Below are 13818 nucleotides of genomic sequence, written 5' to 3' on the forward strand. Positions count from 1 at the left end.
GTAGACCGCGCGACACGTAGGCGGATGATGTCAGGCATACGTGGGCGAAATACAAAACCGGAGATCCTGATCCGCCGCCTTCTGCACCTTCACGGTTTCCGGTTTCGCCTTCATGTCCGCGATCTGCCGGGCAAGCCTGACATAGTTCTGCCTCGCTACCATGCGATAGTATTTGTGCATGGATGCTTCTGGCATGGGCACGACTGCCCACTGTTCAAATGGCCCGGAACACGCCCGGACTTTTGGCGCGAGAAGATCAGGCGAAACCAGGCTAAGGACAACCTTGTCAGAGAATCCCTGCTGGCAAATGGCTGGCGAGTAGGCATCGTATGGGAATGCGCCCTTCGCGGCGCTGGGAAAAATATTGAGGGCGTAGCACAGAGTCTTTCAGAATGGCTTCGTAGCGTCGCCCCATTGATCGAGGTGAGGCAATGAATCCAGGGTATCTGTCAGAGTATTTTGAAGGGGTCGCCGCCAAGAAGCTAAGCGCGGTAGAGGCTGATGAGACACGTTCAAACCAGCACGAATACCACGCCACAAAGAATGTGCGGGTATTCCTTGGCAGTCCTGAAGAGAAGACGAGAATACCCGCCCGTTTCCTCTATCTCACCGACGACGATCCCGACCCCATCGTGGAAGATGCGTTTCTGACGCTGTACAACTGCCGCAAGGAAAAACCACGCGCCCCGGAATACCATCTGTACTTTCCTACCACAAATGTATCCCTGAACGCATACGAAGGTGATTTGCTTGTTATCGCCAAAAAGCGGGACGGCGGCCTGCTTGTCATCATTGCCGAGAATGGTTCAAGCATTGGGCGGCAGATTGAATGGCTATTTGGCCTTGCCGATCTGGCGCGCTGCGACTTCTCGGTAAAGTCCGGGCTGAAAACAGAACAGTTCCGCATCGATTTTCCCTCCCGGTTCATTCTGGAAAACATCGGAATTGAGGTTCAAACATCCGAGGACACCTACCTTGATGATATGCTTTCCCGCTTCGCTGGACGCTCGACTACACGCGAATTTTCGGCTTATGCGCGCTCTACACTCAAAGACCTTTCCCCACAGGATCAGCCAGACCTTGTTCTGATGACGTGGATGGAGCGAGAGGAAATACTTTTCCGCACGCTTGAGAGCTACCTTATCGCCGACCGGCTATCGCAGGGATTCTCCGGCAAGGCCAGCGTCGCGGCGGTTGATGTTGATGGCTTCCTGTCCTTCTCCCTGTCTGTGCAAAATCGGCGCAAAAGTCGTGTCGGCCTTGCCCTGGAAAACCATCTGGAAGTGCTGTTTTCGGAAAACGGCCTCCGCTATACGCGAACAGCCGTAACAGAGAACAAGGCCAAGCCTGATTTTCTGTTTCCTGGCGTGACCGAATACCATAACCCGGCTTTCGACCCGCTGAAACTGACCATGCCTGGCGTGAAATCGACCTGCAAGGATCGCTGGCGGCAGGTTCTTGCTGAAGCAGACAGGATTGATAACAAGCATCTGCTGACTCTGGAAACAGAAATCTCCACGCACCAGACCGATGAAATGGCAGCAAAGCGACTGCAGCTCGTTCTGCCGCGAAGTCTGTACCAGACCTATACGCCATCCCAGCAGACATGGTTGATTGACGTTGCCAGCTTCACGTAACTGGTTCGTGCCAGACAGCATGCGTGAGTACTTAACTGAACCTCGGGTTGGCGTACGATTTTTTCCGTTTTCTGAGACGATCCATGGTTTGGAATTTCCCTGGTTGTGGTGGCCAAATTTAGTTGATCAGTACAGTTCGTTCCTTGTCGCTCCGCTCCTGCGGTACGCCTCAGCCAAAGCTGTGGCGAACGGGTCAACTTAAGGGGTACGTTATTTGTCGATTTTAAGGTCCATGGAAAACCTGTAGTGGCGTTTCCCGTTTCCAGATGGTAAGAGCCAACAATGGAAGGCGCGAAAATTGCTTATAGAGGCAGTGTATTACAGCTCAGGACACATCATTTTGGGCGACTATCGATATAAAAAATTAACAGGCATAGGATCTTGTTTTTTTAAAGTGGATGGCTAATGAAGAAATTTGTTTAAACTGTCTTCAGAAAGACCGGTATACATTTTAACCTGTTTCAAAGAAAAGGCATTCTTTAATGCGCGACATAACCATAAAATATCCCTGCTTTCACCATATCCTGAATTAGCTCGCTTAGGGCGTCCTGGTTTACCGAAGTGACTACGTGAAATTAGTGATTCACTCAAATTTGTACAGGATCTTCTCAACGTTACCCGAACGCCCAAGCTTTCCAATAGCCAGACTTTGAGCTTTAAAAACAATCCCTGGTGTGACCGCTATCTCTCCAATGAGATCTTTTATAGAAATGAATGTCTTGTTTTGATCTTTTCGGTCTACTCCTGAATCGTAAAAAAGAGTGATATGAGGATTAAGATTGCCTGGAAGGCCCCAAAAAATGCCATAATTTTTAACTTTCTCGCGTTGGTCTAGTGAAAGATTTCGAAGCATACGCACTTGTTCCATGAGCTCACTCGAACGATATGCCGCTGCTATCTCTACAATGCTTTTGTGAAAGTCATTCAGATTCGTTTCATCATCGATTCTTTCAACAGTCCAAAAAATATTTTCTTGGGTATCGGTTAAAGAGGATCGCATTGTCAGAGTTGGCAAAAATGGATTTTTTTTGAGAAAAACGCCAAGATTTTCAATCAATTCCGGCAAACGGCTTTCCTCTATTTTTAATTGAAACAGCGAAATATGAGGGATATTTTTTGGGGGATTTTCTGGAAAATGAGCGATTAACCGGCGTGTCACCTCCCCTGAAAGTTTTTGGCTCTCCTCCTGCACATTGTGGGGCAGAGAGAATAAAATGCCAATTTCAAGTTTAGGGGAAGAAGCCAGGCACAGACCAGACTTAAAAAGAAGAAAAAAAATTGTCAATCCCGTAAGGTAGTAAGGTATATTTTTGAAAATCAAAATATGCACCCCATTAAGCACTTTGAATTTGATCTAGCCTTATTGCACAAACGCTCATTGATATTGAAATCATTTTTGAATAACTCAAAAACCTTTGTCAAATAGAACATTCTCTTCATCGTAAAATCCCTGATTTTATTGTCAATTGACTCTGCGGCAGAGTGGTTTATTGGTTAAAACCTTGTAAACCAAATTGCATCTGATTTGTAGAAATCTACAGTAAAAATTGACTTTGCTTAGGCCTAACTGACGTTGTTATAGATAAATGGCGTCGCTATCGGTTATTTTATAAACGTCCACAAAGAAACCCTCGAGTATTACCAAAAAAATCCCACCCCCTCTCTTAACCACTTTTTCGGAACATGGTGATCGAGTCCGGTTGTGTGGCAGTATTCTATCAATCCATCCAGTGAATTGACTTTAATTTTGTCATAAATTCCTTGTAATCTGTTCTCGACAGTTCTGAGGAAATGTTTTTTGATTTAATATCATTCATTATCAGATTCCATAAATTAATTAAAATCAGATTTACTCAGCCTACAGTCTGAGTATAACATACACACCAACAATCAATTATAAATAATCATTCACAGAAAAACACATTACCTCATGCATGTCAGACATGCAAACCAGAAACCTTCGCTTATCTGCCGGAAAGGATATCTTCATCTCCTCATTTTATTTATCAAAGAATATGCACATGAAAATACAAGCGTCGTGCTTTTTCTGTGCGTGTTGTCCAGCAGCGCGAGTCAACCCACGATGATGAGTCCCGTATCCGGGCTGATTGAGCCGGTGAATACTGCGTTGGGGGTCTATGAAAAGGCGTGAGCCCTAAAATTGATGTCGGCCTTTCAGGCACGCTACTTAGAAGTGCTTGTTTATCGAAGGCCAAAGGACAGATATGAGGACATTTCCTCAGCTATGGGCAGCAGGAAACTGGGAAAAGGTGAAAGAAGTGATAGCAGACAGGGGGTATGACTTGAGTGAAGTGAGAAACCTAATTCGTGAAAATGGAAAAGAGTCGATGATTGCCCGCTCTGCTATTGAACGTTTTTTTGGCAAAATCAAAGAGCACAAAAGGCTTGCTTTACGCTTCAATAAACTCGATATCACCTTCTTTTATTTCTTCGCTATGGCTTTTTAAAGTCTTTAATTTACTTTGTTAACAGTGCCATATCAGATGAAATATGAAGACCCAAAGTCTCGACAGATAGAGTAGGTTACATAAATTTGGTTAACGAGTAGGTCATAAAAGCATATGCGGTCAAACCGAAAGCGGCTTTTCAAAAGGCGGGCGATAAAAACGGAGATCGCTTGTGTCAACATCGTGCTGTTGACTCCTCAGGTCAGACTATCGACTTTCTGCCGGCTAACAGGGATAAAGCAGCAGCTCTGCGTTTTTTTCGACAGGCTTTTTTCGAAGCCAGGGTAATCCGAAAGTCATCACTATTGATAAAAGTGGGGCTAATACTGCTACTTTGACGGAAATCAACAAAGGGAAAAGTCAAGAGGAAGCCATCAAAATCAGACAAAGCAAATATCTAAACAATTTAATTGAGCAAGTGAAGCGTAATATGAAACGCCGAACACGACCCATGCTGCGATTCTTCCTTTAGGCGAGCTCAGACAGGGTTCGCAGGGATTGAACTGATAGAGATGATACGTAAAGGACAATTAATCCATCCACAAGGGGAAAAATTATCCCCTGCAGAACAATTTTATTTTCTGACTGCCTAAAAAATAAGCCACACCCCTTTCGGTTTATCTTTTTCCATTAATGCGACACAACCAAGTAGGCTAGGGAAATTCAACTTTGTTTACTATTTGCACCAAAATTTTTAATGGGACAGCCCTGTAGGACTCCTGCCAAGAATGTTACTAAAAACCTCAAGTTGACCATTCACACTCTACCGCTGGGTGCCTGCCTCTACTTACGCTTAACGTACTTTAATTCCGAATTATGAGACAACCCCAACTTTCCGGTCCCTTATGTTACCCATTTAAAAAATCTATTCAGGTTATTCCCTGATGTTTTTATGGCCTATATTTTTTAAATATAAAAATACCATCAAGTTATTCTCTTTATTCGATTAAAGATTGATTCTATTTAATTACCAGCGCGAAAAAACAATTATGTTTAAAATAAGAACTTTAAAAAACTTTGCATCAGAGATTAATTTATTTACTTACAATTCAGGGGCCAAAAATAAACAAAACCCAACAAATTTTTCTGATTTTACTAAACTTATAAATTCTATAAGTTCTACAAATACAGTTCATTGTAAGAAAAAAGAAGTAGCTGAATTAGAAAAAAAAGACATTATTTATATGCCTTTTCCTGCTAATGAAGATATGTTTTTGCAAATTCTTTCCATTAACGTCCCTCGTGTTTTATCAGGACCCCCCCCTCCCTGTATTAAGCACATCATCAAAATTTTTGATAAAAAAAGAACAAAAAAAATTTATAGAATCCAGGAAGAACGAATTGGATTTTGGAGAAAAATTTTACCAACAACAAAAGAATAATTTTACCAAAGAAGGTATACAATATGTTCACAGCCTAAACAGCGAACTGACCAAGCTTGCAGGTGAATATTTAGCCTTAGGTCAGATAATATTTATATCTAAAGATGAAACTTCAAATTTAAAGCTCTCTAAGGTGTATGTATTGGGGCATGGAAACGCTGGAGATAAAAATATTTACGATACAGCCAGGTCTGACAGTCAAACGAAAAGCGCTGCTGATATGGTTGGTGAACTTAAAGAGTTAATAAAAATAGATCAATCAATAGACATACGCTTAACCTCCTGCGAAAGTGCTGACGCCTATACGATCAGATCGTTTAAAAATACTGAAGTCAGATAAAAATAAAAAAATTTATGTGAGATTAAACCTCTAGCAGAACATGTTCGTAATGAATTCAACAATCAAAAAGTAGAAGCAAAAGTTTATGGCTACCATGGTGACGGTGTTTCCGGAGGCTCGGGATACTATAATAAAATCCGGTGGCTGGCTCATCAGCCTAATGTGCGCATGAGAGCAAGTCAGGTCCGCACTGAATTTGATTAGAACCAAGAAAATCGATGCAACCCATGAATCATACTGATGCTAAATCTGTAATTTTTAAAAATTGTTCTGTACGTAAATCAGAGATATTAGGGGTTTGGGGAGTAACGGAACCAGAAACGCTATTAATCAGCCAATTTAAATGGCTATTTATTTTAAAATCAGATCATTAATCTTCGTTAAACGCTCTTATCTCTCCTCCTGCTCACATACTCTTGCATTGTGGATGAAGATCGAACTCCATTATCTTCCTTTTCCACTTTCCCATCACGTATATGACACTTTCAGAACTCTATTCAGGTTATTTCGTGATTTTTTGATGATTTTTATTCTGATTACATAAAAGATGAGCGTTTTTTGATATCGATTATTTATTGAAGGAAAGTAAAATGGAATAACAAAAAACCACAATTAAATCAAAAATACACAAATCATGCCTCTAAAAATCGGAATATAAAAATACTTAGGGGCTTAAATTTATCAATAATTTTTTTTAAAAATATTAAGAAAATAAAAAGTTTGCATCTTTTATTTATGGATCGGCCATAAGTGAATCAGTCCATCAATTTTAAATAAAATTTTTACATATTAAATTAATTAATTAAAACCAGGAATGTTAAAAATATTAAAAGCTATAGGTGAAAAAATATTCCCTTCTCATCGACAAGAAAACAATTCTGCATCTGCATCTGAATCTGCATCTGAATCTTCTTGTGCCAAATTGGTTGATCATTTTAAAAAATCTCAAGACACCAATTCAAAATTACCTGAAAAAACTGAAAATTATGTCATTTTTGAGAGTGAGAGAACAAAGGATTCTCAAAAAACCATAAGCACAGGTTATCTGGTTAATTTTAGAGAAAAAAATGAAGACGCTATTGCAATACACTCTAGAGACGGTCTATTTACATTAAGAAGGCATGAAAATTGTATAGGTATGAATGCTAAACAATTCGTTGCTTACCTAAAGAGTCACTCAAATGTGGCACAAGAAATCAATAAAGCAGCGGGTACTCGAAAACCATTACATCTTATAGCATGTAACATGAACGACGAGACAGCTATAGAGCTAGCAAATAGATTAAATAGATGTATAAATATCTACTCTTCTTCTGGCCATGTTTTATCAATAGGGGAAGATTTCATGAAATTGTCTGAAAAAAGAAATAAAATTTTTACACGTAAAATAGGAAATGAAGACTTAAGGTCTATCAAAGTTGCCAAACCTCGTATGATTTTCCCACAAAAAAATGAGGTACAAAAGTATATTGAAGAGGAAAAAAGGGATATTGAGTCAAAAAAGAGTATAACGGGTCCTGGATACATCAATAATTCCTATAGAGAATATGTGCGCACTGCTAGCGCCAGTCATCCCTCAACTTCAGATGAGATTCCAATTACGACAAAGTTATTCATAAGAGCCGTTGTTGCAGAACTTGAAGAACCAGAATTATATGAAGAGGAAAATAAATGGCAAAAAATAACTAAAACAGAAGAAATAACACCTTTATGTGAAAACATTCTTAAAATCTTAAAAAACGATTCGATAAATCATCAAAAAATAGAGCAAGCTACACGGCGGGCTGTAAAAAATCTCAGAGAACATTTAAAATATTCAGTGACACCTGAATCAATATCCAAGGAAACCAATCAGGCCGTCAGTACAGCTGTGGTTAAAAAGACCATAAAAACACCCAGTAAAACCACCTTATCTAACTGTTATGCTGCCTCCGCCATATTGCCTGCAGAGTCCTTAAAGCCTCATCAATCCGTCGCTCAGTCTGATGTCTCAGAGGCGATACCGCTTCACTCCAGGTTACAGGCGCTAAAAAAAGGAGGAGTCAGAATTCATGTTGACTATGCCAATCAGTTATCAAAGATAATGTTTGAAACATCACAAAATAGTGAAGAATTTAAACGCATGTGTTATGACAAAGATTTTGTCAAGGAGTGTGTTTTAGTGGCTAAAGTGCCTCTCCATGGTAGTGTGTCGAAAGATAAACGGTTATATTACACGCCATTTAACAGGGCTTGTTATACTGTTTCGCAACTTGCTCAATCTGGCGAGCTTCCCACTCAAGGTTATGAAGCTTGGATTGAGCAGGCTGAGAAATATGATACATCTCCGACAGCGCTGATTCAGCAAAACATGGGCAACAAGGACTTTGAGACTTTCTCATTTCTTACCATAGCGGCCAATGCGCCTTTCCAGTCATTGAAATTGGGATTCGACAACTATGAGAGTTTTTCAAAGCATTGTTTGAAATCCTTCGAGAAGAGTCGGTGGTTCTTCATCAAAAACAAGAAAGAAATTAAAAAAGCGAATGAACTTCTGGCCTCATTTAGAAGGGGTGTCTCCAATGACCAGCGCATCACAGTACGTATAGAGAACATGCTTTCTGATGTAAAGTCAGCCATTGAAGAAGACGTCAAGTCTGGTGAAAAACTGATTGAACATTATCAAGACCTCGGGCAAACGGTAGGCGCATCAGGCCCGTCGCAAGTTGAGCAAGACAAAAAAGGCCGAAAGAAAAGCGGATAAAGCCGCTCTAACCGAAATTGGATGGAATAATGAAGCAATAGCTACATGGAGTAATAGCAGGAAAAGACAAAAATATCATGAGTTTCAAAATCAAAGAGCTATGTAGAATAAAATATCAGATAACAATAAAGACCGGCAAATGAAAGCTGACGCGAGCATAACGATGATTGATAATGCCGCTCGTGAAAACAGGATAATAATGGACAACAAAGCTAAAAGAAATGAGTTGTAACAAGAACAAAAAAAGCATGATCAATTAGGTCAGACGCCTGCACAGCCAGAGATAACAGAGCCTGACAAAAATCAGTTAACTGAACAAAAAAAAGATTCTCAGTTAAATCAACTGCCTGTATAACCAGCGAGAGAACAGCTTAATAAAAATCCTTTATCAGATCACTTTAAAAATAAGAGGGCAAAAAACCTATCAGCAAAAGACCCAGCGTTAACATTTGTGAAGATTCTTGACTCAGCGCTTGACATATCTAAAGACCCCGAAAAGACTCAAGAAGAACAGAACGCAGCAATAATTCACAAATTCAAGTCGAATGATTTCAGACAAACATCAGATGCTGCTCTTAAATCTTATGGAGCAATATCTGATTCAGATTATAAAAAGATACATTCAATGTATAAAGAAGACGCGAGAGAAAAGAATGAAATTTCAAACAAAATTTCGGAAAAAATATCTTCAGTGTACGAAAAAACAGAGAAAAAAGATGACACACATTTAAAGGAGCGCCTGAAGTAGGCGAAAACGATAGCCCTCATGGCTATTGGCCAAAGCTCCTCAGACACTTTTTACAGAAAAAGAGCTTGATGTCATATTTTACGCCCTTCAGAAGCTGTCCTCCAAAGACATCGCGACAAAGTTATCTCTCTCCCATAGAACTGTCGAAAATAGATTGCAAAGGATGTATGAAAAAATGAAGGTCAATTCACTGGCTGGATTGATAGAATACTGTCACACAAATGCACTTAATAACTATATAACCATGTTCCGAAAAATTTGCTGAGACAAGGAGTGGCATTTTTTTGGTAAAATCTGGATTGGGTCTCTGTGGTTTTTTCATACAAAAGGGAATTTGAACGTAAATTGACGTTTATGTCTGTCTTTAGAACCCACAATTGCCTCAATCGGCATTGAGTAACAAAACGCCATGGCAGTCTATGCAGGAATGCTACAAACTGAAACCTTATATATTAATCATTAACCTTCAATGGTTGATTCTCCCCAGCTGATCATCAAGCCAGCCTTGCCGAACCTTGATACTTTGCCAAGGTGGCATCATCGGTTAACAATGTAATTCCCTCGACCCTTGCTTGAGCAATCAGAAGTCTGTCGAACGGGTCTTTGTGAATCATAGGCAAGGCATCGATTGCAACCGCATGCTGGCTGAGTATCGGCAGTTCGCAGTATCCGTTGTCGATCAGGCCACGACGCAGCATGCGCGCATCGACCTGAAAATCGGGCCGGTTCAGCCCGGACTTGATGGCAACTTCCCATATACTTGCTACGCTGAAAATCAATTCATTTTCCGGATTGGCCATCAGGTGACGAGCATCTGTCGGTAAGCGCTCAATGCTCTCTGCCGCCCAAATCAGCAAATGGGTATCCAGCAGCAGCTTCACTACTGGCTCTCGAACAGGTTTTGAATTTCGTCCGCGCCCATCGTGTTAAAGTCGTCTGGCACCTTGATCTGACCAGCCATAAAACCAAATCGTTTCATTTGAGACGGTTCCGGTGTGTCGAGTGCGATCACCTTCACCATTGGCTTACCTGCCTTAGCGATCACGAACGACTCGCCTCTAGAGGCCATCTCGACCAGTCTGGAAAGCTGCGTTTTAGCGTCATGGATATTATAGGTTTGCATGGCTGCCTTATATGAGTCAAGTTTAATAAACTAAGTCTATATCACCCCCCCTAATAGAACAAGCAATCTTTTGCATAATTATCAAAGTGCCATATATAGAGTTAAAAAAATGTTTTTTAGACATTTTTAGGGTTCCTTATTAAATTAAGAACAACTCGTTTACTCTGTTTTTAAAGTAATTTTTTAATACGAGCATCAGCCAATCGGCTAATGAGGGTTCATCACAACTAAACCCATTGAGTTTATGTGTCTCGGTAAGGGGTTGTGGGGATAAAAATAGGTTATTCATTCTTGGCCTGTATTCCAAGGAGCCTTAACAAGCATTAATTCAAGGGATTGATTTTCGCTGAGGGGTATTAGGATAGGTTTTCGGAGAATTGGAGCACAGGGGGGATAAGATGCTATGAAAAACAGGAAGAACAATGATCCTTCTTGGTAAATTGTGAATGATTAAAAAATGACGGTTTCTTTTGCTGGCTTTCCCAAGAGAATTTTTTTAACCCGCAAAGATTTTTTTTCGGTATGTGCTATACAGTGTTCAAGAACATCAGAGTTATTTAAAATGAAATTAACAGGAAATCATGTTTGAAAAATGGAATCCTGCGGCATGTAGGACCTGCCGCATTGTTTTTAATATCAGGTTTCCTCTTTCGAATAGCGTTCTGTAGAATTTTTTTCTTCTATATACGTCTGCTTTATCTGCAATGACGGTCATACCTCCACGGGGTTCGACAATATGACACAAAGCCATCAGAAAAGCTTCTTGCCTTCCTTCTTCATCAAGTTCAAACAAAAAAAAGCTGATGAATATAGGCATTGGCAAATTTAATGTCCTTTATCAACATCTCAACTATTGCCTCATCGTCATTTCTGAACTGGCATGAAAATCGTCATCCCGCCTAAAAAAATCGTCAAATTCAACGTCACTATGATAAAGCACAAACATCCGGCACCTCATGGAGAATGCCTTTCTACACCTCAAGCGCGGGCGCGGGATTGCCACTCTTTATGATGCAAAGAATACCTCCTCTTTTCTCGCTGCCGTGCAAATACGATGCCTGGCTCTATGGCTCAAAACTTCATGACGACACTATGTAGACCCCGGGATACTGCACGCAAGTTAGCCAGAAAACGTTAAAAATCATCAAATTTATTTTGGAATATTGATCCACAATATACTCAAGCATGAGCATATAATCCCTCCCACCGCCTGGTCCATGAATCCGTTCTTCCATGAGATAACGTGTAGATAAGCCAAAACAGAGGCCTTTAAATAAATTTTTTGCGTTTTCCTTATCACCATTAGTCATTAATACTTCAGCTATTTCTGGGATGATATCCTTAAGCTTATGAAGTAAGGCATAACCTTGGTTGAAATCAAATGAATACTCTTTGTTTTCAATTCCATCTAATCCTTGAATAGGATAGTCATACAGCGTTTGTAACGCCGTATGCAATCGCTTAATTCAACAGAACCAATGATCGATATTTAATCACTAAAATATTTTCATCAAAAAAAATGCCTATGGTTAATTAACAGGAGACGTAAAATCATTTACCATTGGCATGATTGCCTTTTTATTTTCTAAACTCTGCGTCACTTTTTCAGCATGCGAAAACCCCGCAATATTTTGCGGGAGCATATCCACTTTTTCAAAAACATGAGCTTGAGGTATCCTATTCGCTTGAGCAGGTTCTGCGGGAGCAGTAAAGAAATTTTTAATTTCTTTACATAATGAACTTAATACGAATGACCCTAATACCGAGGAACGATCTATAAAACTGTTTACGGCAGGCTCAATATTTTCATTGACTAGCGTTGATTCAACATTTTTAATGTTGTCTTCCTGTGCTATAGTTGGTCTTGTTACTGATGAATCATGATCATATTCTTTAATTAAATCATTGATCAGTTTTTTTGATTCTATATCACGGTGATCCTTAATGATTTCTTTCTCTTCTTCTCTGATTAACAAACCTCTTCTATCATAATATTTTTTCGTTGTTTTTATATTTGTAATATATTTTGATTGACGGTAAACCTTTTTAATCTCTATTACTCTATTCACGTAATCCCATTTTGTTTTAATTTTAATTTTATTTTCTAATACTTTATCCATTTTTGTAGTTTCTTCAGTGACTCTTCCTAAATCATCAAACTTTATTTTTATGGTTTTTTGAGACGTCATCTTATCTGTTGATGAATCGTAAAAACTTATCACTTCTTTAATTATTCTACCCAAGTCATCAAATTTTTTTTCTGTTTTTTGGGGCTCTTTTAAAGAATTGGTTGTCAAGCTACAATCCAATTCAGTTTCTTTAATTTTTTTATTACCAAAAAATTTTATTTTGGATTTTTTTAATAAAAAATCATTATCGTAATATTCTTTAATTTCTTCAGCCTGTCCAGACTTTAAATTTTTAGTTTTTTTAAAAAAAGATATTTTTTGTTTAGATGAATTATAAGATGTTTCTGTAACAATTTTTTTAATTAATTTTTCTTCTGAATATTCAAAAATATGATTACGTTCTTCTAATCTGTTATCAGGATTTTTTTCAATTTCTTTTTTATTGATTAATATTCCTTTTGAGTTAAAGGTTTCATGATATATTTTAAATGAATTTTTTGAATTTTCTGTAATTTTTATTATTTCTTTTAACTGTTCTTTTTTATCAAAAATTTTAATTTTACTATTATGTGATAAATCATCATTTTTATTTATTTTGATATTAATGATTGATTCTTGATTAAATGATTCAGCGATAATTGAATTCGATTTAATATTTATTTTTAAGGGTCTTCCTTGCCCATCAGATTTTATAATTTCTTGTTCAAGAATATCGTTATTATTAATAATATCCTTAATATTATTTATAGCAATCTCATCTATTATCTTATTAAAATTTAAATAAGACAAAGGATCTGAATTAAACAACTCACTGTTAATTTTTTCGCTGAGTTCAAACTGGTTAGTATTCGATTTCATAATATTATTCAACATTAATAAGAACTCCCATTCTTTCATTAAGAAGTCCTTATTAATAATGTATTTATTGAAATCAATCAATTTTATGATAATAATTTTAATATTAATTAATAATTTTTATTAAAAAAAACTTTTCAAAATTTTTTATATAAAATGAAAAACTTCAAATTTTTTAATAAAAAATTTTTGTTGTTTTATTTTAGTTAGTTACATTACTTTTTTTACAGTGTTATGATAAATCTCTTTTCGTTAAAAAACCTATTTTTCTGCTGTCTTTATGTTGAAAAAATATATTGAACTCTTTTGCTTATTCACATGATTTTTAGTCGTGCGTATTAACGTCAAATGTAAAATTTATGATAGGTTGTTTAGCCTTTTAATAAAAAAATT

At 38.1% G+C, this 13818-nt stretch carries 15 protein-coding genes and 4 pseudogenes; 11 read left to right on the forward strand and 8 right to left on the reverse strand.

What is annotated here, in order from left to right:
- Positions 1 to 27: 27 nt before the first annotated feature.
- Together HDEF_RS05350 and HDEF_RS05355 are read left to right on the forward strand one after the other, a co-directional pair.
- Positions 28 to 435 carry a very short patch repair endonuclease gene (locus HDEF_RS05350; RefSeq protein WP_234809484.1) on the forward strand — a complete coding sequence of 136 codons (408 nt, stop codon included), beginning with the start codon at positions 28 to 30 and terminating at the stop codon, positions 433 to 435.
- Positions 432 to 1637 carry a type II restriction endonuclease gene (locus HDEF_RS05355; protein ID WP_015873624.1) on the forward strand — a complete coding sequence of 402 codons (1206 nt, stop codon included), beginning with the start codon at positions 432 to 434 and terminating at the stop codon, positions 1635 to 1637. Before HDEF_RS05350 ends, HDEF_RS05355 begins: the two co-directional genes overlap by 4 nt.
- 402 nt (positions 1638 to 2039) lie before the next feature.
- On the opposite strand, the gene HDEF_RS12085 is transcribed toward HDEF_RS05355, so the two are convergent.
- From HDEF_RS12085 to HDEF_RS13180, 3 genes and pseudogenes are all read right to left on the reverse strand, one after another.
- Positions 2040 to 2228: a hypothetical protein gene (locus HDEF_RS12085; RefSeq protein WP_100103899.1), complete on the reverse strand. Its 189-nt coding sequence runs from the start codon at positions 2226 to 2228 to the stop codon at positions 2040 to 2042.
- Positions 2221 to 2922, reverse strand: coding sequence for a hypothetical protein (locus HDEF_RS05360; RefSeq protein WP_234809339.1), 702 nt, complete (start codon positions 2920 to 2922; stop codon positions 2221 to 2223). Before HDEF_RS05360 ends, HDEF_RS12085 begins: the two co-directional genes overlap by 8 nt.
- Before the next feature lie 353 nt (positions 2923 to 3275).
- Positions 3276 to 3422: pseudogene (locus HDEF_RS13180) on the reverse strand (helix-turn-helix transcriptional regulator); the annotation flags it as partial.
- Positions 3423 to 3862: 440 nt separating this feature from the next.
- On the opposite strand from HDEF_RS13180, the gene HDEF_RS05370 reads away from it, so the two are divergent.
- The 8 genes and pseudogenes from HDEF_RS05370 to HDEF_RS11510 all read left to right on the forward strand — a co-directional run bounded on the left by HDEF_RS05370 (position 3863) and on the right by HDEF_RS11510 (position 9583).
- Positions 3863 to 4105: a transposase gene (locus tag HDEF_RS05370; RefSeq protein WP_015873628.1), complete on the forward strand. Its 243-nt coding sequence runs from the start codon at positions 3863 to 3865 to the stop codon at positions 4103 to 4105.
- Positions 4106 to 4284: 179 nt separating this feature from the next.
- Positions 4285 to 4698 (forward strand): annotated as a pseudogene (locus HDEF_RS05375) (DDE-type integrase/transposase/recombinase); the annotation flags it as partial.
- Positions 4699 to 5094: 396 nt separating this feature from the next.
- Positions 5095 to 5487 carry a hypothetical protein gene (locus HDEF_RS05380; protein ID WP_044612311.1) on the forward strand — a complete coding sequence of 131 codons (393 nt, stop codon included), beginning with the start codon at positions 5095 to 5097 and terminating at the stop codon, positions 5485 to 5487.
- Positions 5447 to 5827 carry a hypothetical protein gene (locus HDEF_RS05385; RefSeq protein ID WP_044612312.1) on the forward strand — a complete coding sequence of 127 codons (381 nt, stop codon included), beginning with the start codon at positions 5447 to 5449 and terminating at the stop codon, positions 5825 to 5827. The genes HDEF_RS05380 and HDEF_RS05385 overlap by 41 nt, the downstream gene beginning before the upstream one ends.
- A 227-nt stretch (positions 5828 to 6054) precedes the next feature.
- Positions 6055 to 6201, forward strand: coding sequence for a hypothetical protein (locus tag HDEF_RS12520; RefSeq protein ID WP_158533948.1), 147 nt, complete (start codon positions 6055 to 6057; stop codon positions 6199 to 6201).
- Positions 6202 to 6641: 440 nt separating this feature from the next.
- Positions 6642 to 8570: a hypothetical protein gene (locus HDEF_RS05390; protein ID WP_015873632.1), complete on the forward strand. Its 1929-nt coding sequence runs from the start codon at positions 6642 to 6644 to the stop codon at positions 8568 to 8570.
- 451 nt (positions 8571 to 9021) lie between these two features.
- On the forward strand, positions 9022 to 9318 hold the full coding sequence (locus tag HDEF_RS05395) for a hypothetical protein (protein ID WP_044612313.1): 297 nt from the start codon (positions 9022 to 9024) through the stop codon (positions 9316 to 9318).
- A 25-nt stretch (positions 9319 to 9343) separates the two neighbouring features.
- Positions 9344 to 9583 carry a helix-turn-helix transcriptional regulator gene (locus tag HDEF_RS11510; RefSeq protein ID WP_407078885.1) on the forward strand — a complete coding sequence of 80 codons (240 nt, stop codon included), beginning with the start codon at positions 9344 to 9346 and terminating at the stop codon, positions 9581 to 9583.
- Positions 9584 to 9812: 229 nt separating this feature from the next.
- Here the strand turns inward: HDEF_RS11510 and HDEF_RS05400 are convergent, their stop codons facing one another.
- From HDEF_RS05400 to HDEF_RS05410, 3 genes and pseudogenes are all read right to left on the reverse strand, one after another.
- Positions 9813 to 10199, reverse strand: coding sequence for a type II toxin-antitoxin system VapC family toxin (locus HDEF_RS05400; protein ID WP_015873634.1), 387 nt, complete (start codon positions 10197 to 10199; stop codon positions 9813 to 9815).
- Positions 10199 to 10441, reverse strand: coding sequence for a type II toxin-antitoxin system Phd/YefM family antitoxin (locus HDEF_RS05405; RefSeq protein WP_015873635.1), 243 nt, complete (start codon positions 10439 to 10441; stop codon positions 10199 to 10201). Before HDEF_RS05405 ends, HDEF_RS05400 begins: the two co-directional genes overlap by 1 nt.
- A 568-nt stretch (positions 10442 to 11009) precedes the next feature.
- A pseudogene (locus HDEF_RS05410) lies at positions 11010 to 11286 on the reverse strand (helix-turn-helix domain-containing transcriptional regulator).
- 58 nt (positions 11287 to 11344) lie between these two features.
- Here HDEF_RS05410 and HDEF_RS12095 point away from each other — a divergent pair.
- Positions 11345 to 11526 (forward strand): annotated as a pseudogene (locus tag HDEF_RS12095) (IS5/IS1182 family transposase); the annotation flags it as partial.
- Here HDEF_RS12095 and HDEF_RS13185 read toward each other — a convergent pair.
- Together HDEF_RS13185 and HDEF_RS05420 are read right to left on the reverse strand one after the other, a co-directional pair.
- Positions 11521 to 11898 carry a hypothetical protein gene (locus HDEF_RS13185; protein ID WP_015873637.1) on the reverse strand — a complete coding sequence of 126 codons (378 nt, stop codon included), beginning with the start codon at positions 11896 to 11898 and terminating at the stop codon, positions 11521 to 11523. The pseudogene HDEF_RS12095 and the gene HDEF_RS13185 sit on opposite strands and share 6 nt — an antisense overlap.
- 72 nt (positions 11899 to 11970) lie before the next feature.
- Positions 11971 to 13467 carry a hypothetical protein gene (locus HDEF_RS05420; RefSeq protein WP_148207013.1) on the reverse strand — a complete coding sequence of 499 codons (1497 nt, stop codon included), beginning with the start codon at positions 13465 to 13467 and terminating at the stop codon, positions 11971 to 11973.
- Between the last annotated feature and the right edge of the window lie 351 nt (positions 13468 to 13818).

It is taken from the genome of Candidatus Hamiltonella defensa 5AT (Acyrthosiphon pisum), from assembly GCF_000021705.1.
Lineage (GTDB): Bacteria > Pseudomonadota > Gammaproteobacteria > Enterobacterales > Enterobacteriaceae > Hamiltonella > Hamiltonella defendens.